Annotated in this window: 3 protein-coding genes; all 3 read left to right on the forward strand. The window is 38.2% G+C overall.

The genetic code is table 11. From position 1 onward, the window contains the following. The first annotated feature begins 112 nt into the window (after positions 1–112). The 3 genes from VKY50_RS07185 (at position 113) to VKY50_RS07195 (ending at position 5,140) form a co-directional block, all read left to right on the forward strand. Positions 113–1,387, forward strand: a complete 1,275-nt coding sequence (locus VKY50_RS07185; protein ID WP_324300325.1) for a ribonucleotide-diphosphate reductase subunit beta — start codon at positions 113–115, stop codon at positions 1,385–1,387. A 3-nt stretch (positions 1,388–1,390) separates the two neighbouring features. Continuing rightward, positions 1,391–3,181 (forward strand): ribonucleoside-diphosphate reductase subunit alpha, encoded by a 1,791-nt coding sequence (locus VKY50_RS07190; RefSeq protein ID WP_324300327.1) that lies wholly within the window; start codon positions 1,391–1,393, stop codon positions 3,179–3,181. A gap of 162 nt (positions 3,182–3,343) precedes the next feature. Next, on the forward strand, positions 3,344–5,140 hold the full coding sequence (locus VKY50_RS07195) for an ABC transporter ATP-binding protein (RefSeq protein WP_324300329.1): 1,797 nt from the start codon (positions 3,344–3,346) through the stop codon (positions 5,138–5,140). Positions 5,141–5,189: the final 49 nt, after the last annotated feature.

A 5,189-nucleotide genomic window follows, 5' to 3' on the forward strand; every position in this document is an offset into this window, starting at 1 on the left:
AAAACTGTTGATAAAATGTTGAGAACATAAATCGGGGGCTATGGTTTTGTGCGTAAATTATTCTGACCTTTACATTATTCGTTTTGAAATCAATTTTTTTATCCATTCAGTTATGACTATTACCCGCATTACAAAGAGGGATTTTACTCAAAAACCCTTCGAACTCAACAAAATAAGCAAGGCGATCCTCAAGGCCATGGAAGCCGTTGGACATGGGCAGGAAGAGGATGCGAATCGAATAGCAGAGAGTGTACATCAGACGTTGCTAGAGCGAAGTGAGCAACTTCAGGATTATATCCCCACCGTGGAGGAAGTTCAGGATGTGGTGGAAGAAAGATTAATGACTAGTGAATTTCACGACGTTGCCAAGGCATATATATTATATAGAAACAAACAGGCACAAAATCGAAAAAGTAACATTTTCGAAAAGCGTGTGAATTTGAAGCCTTATGAGTACCCACAACTGTACGAGTACGTTCCAGCAATACGTCATTCTTATTGGATACATACGGAATTTAACTTCACTAGCGATATTCAGGATTACAAATCAAATTTAACACCAGTTGAACAAAGTGTTATCAAAAACACTATGTTAGCCATCTCTCAAATAGAGGTCGCTGTAAAAACCTTTTGGGGCGATATTTACCATAGAATGCCGAAACCAGAGATTGGTTCCGTAGGCGCTACTTTTGCCGAAAGCGAGGTTAGGCATCACGATGCTTACTCCCACCTTCTGGAGATCTTAGGTCTGAATAAAGAGTTTGAGGATCTAAAGAAAAAGCCTGTAATTATGAGAAGAGTACAGTACTTAGAGTCTGCTCTTAAAAATGCAAAAAGTGAAAACACCAGGGAATATACCGAGTCCATATTATTATTTTCTCTTTTTATAGAACACGTATCATTGTTCTCTCAGTTTCTAATCATAATGGCCTTTAACAAGCATAAGAATATGCTAAAAGGAATTTCAAATGTGGTAGAGGCTACCTCGAAAGAAGAGCAAATACACGGAGATTTTGGTATTGACATTATTAACATTATTAAAAAAGAACAACCAGAATGGTTTGATCATTCATACGAACTACTTATTCAGCAATTATGTGAAGATGCCTTCACTGCTGAGAGTAAAATTGTAGATTGGATATTCGAAGATGGTGAACTCGATTTCTTGCCCAAAGATGTCGTTAATGAGTTTATCAAAAATCGTTTCAACAAATCGCTTGTAAGCATCGGCATTAAAGAAGTCTTTGAAGTTGATGAAAAGCTATTAGCAGAAACGGAATGGTTTGATGACGAAATCATCGGCACAAAACACGGAGACTTCTTCGTCAAACGATCTATCAATTATAGCAAAAGAACACAAAGTATAACCAGTGACGATTTATTTTAGTATATGGAAAAGAAAACACTCAATCATCAGCCCCAAACCGAAACTATAGACAACAACGCACAACAATTGATCGATGCTCGAAAAGGCTTTTTAGCCAGTAAGGCAAAATCAAATGATGACGGTTTTAAGTGGCTCAATGAATATAGCCAACAGTTCTTGGCTTCCGGTTATTTAACCGAGGGTGTTACTCCTAAAGCTAGGATACGCGAAATCGCAGAGCGTGCAGAGCAAATATTGAAAATTGAAGGGTACGCCGATAAGTTTTACAATTATATGTCTGAAGGGTTCTTTTCCTTGGCCTCTCCAGTTTGGTCAAATTTTGGAAAAGAAAGAGGTCTTCCGATAAGTTGTTTTGGATCTCATATAGATGACGATATGGGGAACATCCTATACACCCAATCTGAGGTAGGAATGATGTCCAAACTCGGTGGTGGAACATCTGGTTATTTTGGTAAAATAAGACATCGAGGAGCTCCAGTAAAAAACAATGGAGAAGCCTCTGGTGCTGTGCATATTATGCAATTATTTGAATCGATGGTAGATGTCGTAAGTCAAGGTTCGGTACGTAGAGGCCGTTTCTCTCCCTACCTTCCAATCGATCACAAGGATATAAAAGAATTTCTTGAAATAGGGACCGAAGGGAATCCTATTCAGCAATTGACTCACGGAGTTACCGTGAGCAATCAATGGATGAACGAAATGATTGAAGGTGATGTTGAAAAACGAACCATTTGGGCGAAGGTTTTACAAAGCCGGGGAGAAATGGGGTACCCTTATATATTCTTCTCAGACAATGCTAACAACGGTACAGTAGAGGCCTATAAGGATAAAAACCACCGCATATATGCCAGTAACCTATGTACTGAAATTATGTTGCCTTCTAATGAGCACTGGTCTTTCGTATGCGTGCTCTCAAGTGTAAACCTATTACACTATGACAAATGGAAAGATACCGATGCTGTAGAAACGATGATTTATTTCCTAGACGCTGTAATTACAGAGTTTATTGAGAAATTAGATGTCTACAAAGAATCGAGCGATAGAGAGGATCGTCAGACTTTCTTATTTATGGAAAGAGCTTATAACTTCGCTAAAGAAAATCGAGCTCTTGGATTAGGAGTACTTGGATGGCATTCACTTTTACAGTCAAAAATGTTACCATTTAATTCACAAAAAGCTTTTGACCTGAACCACGAGATTTTTAAAACCATACAAGATCGTTCCTACAAAGCATCAAAGGAACTCGCAGAGAAATTTGGTGAACCAGCGGTGTTAAAAGGCTATGGAAGACGTAATGCTACATTAAATGCTATTGCACCAACCACTTCATCTGCATTTATTTTAGGACAAGTCTCTCAAGGGATTGAGCCGATTTGGTCCAACATATACGTAAAAGATATTGCGAAGATTAAAACCACTATCAAAAATCCATTCCTGGAAGAATTGTTAGAGCAAAAAGGACAAAATACTTTGGAGGTCTGGAGAAGTATTCGTGATATGGACGGTTCTGTTCAACATTTAGAATTCCTAACAGATCTGGAGAAAGATGTATTTAAAACCTATTCTGAGATTGATCAATTGGACATTATTTATCAAGCCGCTGGTCGTCAACCATTCATTGACCAAGGACAGTCGGTAAATATCATTATACACCCAGAAATGCCGGTTAAACAAATCAACAATATTCATGTAACCGCTTGGAAATTAGGGTTAAAATCGCTCTATTATCAACATAGCATGAATGCTGCTCAGAAATTTAAACAGAAAAAAGAATGTGCCAGCTGTGAAGCATAAAAGGCCGTAGAAAATAACGCCGCGACATTGGTAAAATAGATTTCATAATTTAAATTTAATTATTCTTAAAAGGGAGCCTTTAGTGTTTTTAGCACTAAAGGCTTTATTTTTATGACCCTTTCTAAATAATTAGATACCTTTGAGTGTATTAGTTGTATTTAAATGACGTTACCACAATTATTTAAAAATGTTTGGCCATTTGTCAAACCATACGGTTGGCTTGTCTTTGCTGCACTATTTCTTACGCTAATTGGCTCCTTTACAGCCCAGGTTAACGCCCTGATTCTTAAGTATACGGTCGATGAAGTGAACGCTTTACTACAAAAGGGAGCGGGCCTAAAGGAAGGGTTGAATATCTTAATTATTATCTCCATTATACTCCTTAGCAAAGAGCTCATAAATGTCTTTATCACCTTTGGCCAAAAATATTATGGCGAGAAATTACGCATTTATGTCTCCAGAGATCTGGCCCAAACCATCGTGGATAAAATCCTAACGTATCGCATGTCGTTTTACACCTCAACTACGAATGAATCAGGTAAATTACAAACTAGAATCGATCGTGGTATTGGGAGCCTGACACAACTGGTGCAAAACTTCTTTATCAACATCCTTCCACTATTTGCAAACTCTTTTATCGCACTGGTGCTGATGTTTAATGCAAACTTCTGGGTAGGCTTAGTGGGGATCTGCATAGTGCCAGTTTATATCTTGATCACTATAAAACAAGCCAAAACTCTTAGTGGATGGCGCAGAAACATGCGTGAATTCAGAGAACGAAAAAGTCAAGGAATTGTAAACATTATCCAATCGATCACTGTAATAAAGTCCTTTAATCGGGAGGCTATTGAATCCGATAAGCAAAACACGATTCAAATTGAGATGACAGACAACCAACTCCGAACCCAACGTACTGGATTTCTTTTTAATGGTGTTAAAACCTTTGTAGAACAAATAGGAACTGTCATTATTATTATTCTGACCGCTTATCTAGTACTACAAGGCTATATGAGCATCGGAATGATCATGTTTCATATTCTGCTCTTTAATAATGTTACCGCACCCATTGGACAGCTTCATCGCATATTTGACCAGATGAATGATGCGATGATATACTCGGAAAGCTATTTTGAGATCCTAAACTCAGAACAGGAAGTAGAAAGCTCAGGAACCTATAAACCAGAAGCGATCACTGGAAAATTTGAGATTAAGAACGTTCACTTTACCTATCCTAACGGCACAGAGGCACTAAAGGGCATTAACATCACCATCGAGCCTAACAAAATAACAGCACTTGTTGGGCTCAGTGGAGCTGGAAAAAGTACCGTCATTAATTTGCTGGATAAATTCTATCAACCCACAAAGGGTGAAATATACCTAGATGGTATTCCATTAAAGGAGTACGACACACAGTTTATTAGAAACAATATTGGTCTAGTACTTCAAAAAAATCATATTTTCAGCGGATCCATAGCTGATAATATCCGTTACGGCAACCCCCATGCCAGCATAAAAGAGGTAGAACATGCCGCGAAACAGGCCTACATCTACCAGCAAATAATGGAGCTTGAAGAGCAATTCGAGAGCAATGCACTGCTGCTCTCTGGGGGACAACAACAACGAATAGCCATTGCGAGAATGTTTCTTAAGAACCCTCCAATTATCTTTTTAGATGAGCCCACAGCTAGTTTAGACGCCATTGCTACCGAACAAATTAAAAATAGCTTAGACGCCATTAAAAAGGACCGCACCGTGATTATTATTTCTCATAGTATTTCTCAAATTATTGATGCAGATCGTATTTATGTAATGGAAAAAGGAAGTGTGGTGGAATCGGGAACTCATCAAGAAATATACGCCAATGAAAGCGTCTATAGAAATATCTTTGATGCCATGGCAAGGAGTTTAAATATCGAAAAAATAGCCAAAACCTTTGATGATGGAGAGGAGCACTATTAAGGGTTGGAAGTAGCTAAAAAAACATATAAATAGTGGTCATACGGCGGGC

It is taken from the genome of Galbibacter sp., from assembly GCF_035306585.1.
In the GTDB taxonomy this organism is placed as follows: Bacteria; Bacteroidota; Bacteroidia; order Flavobacteriales; family Flavobacteriaceae; genus Galbibacter.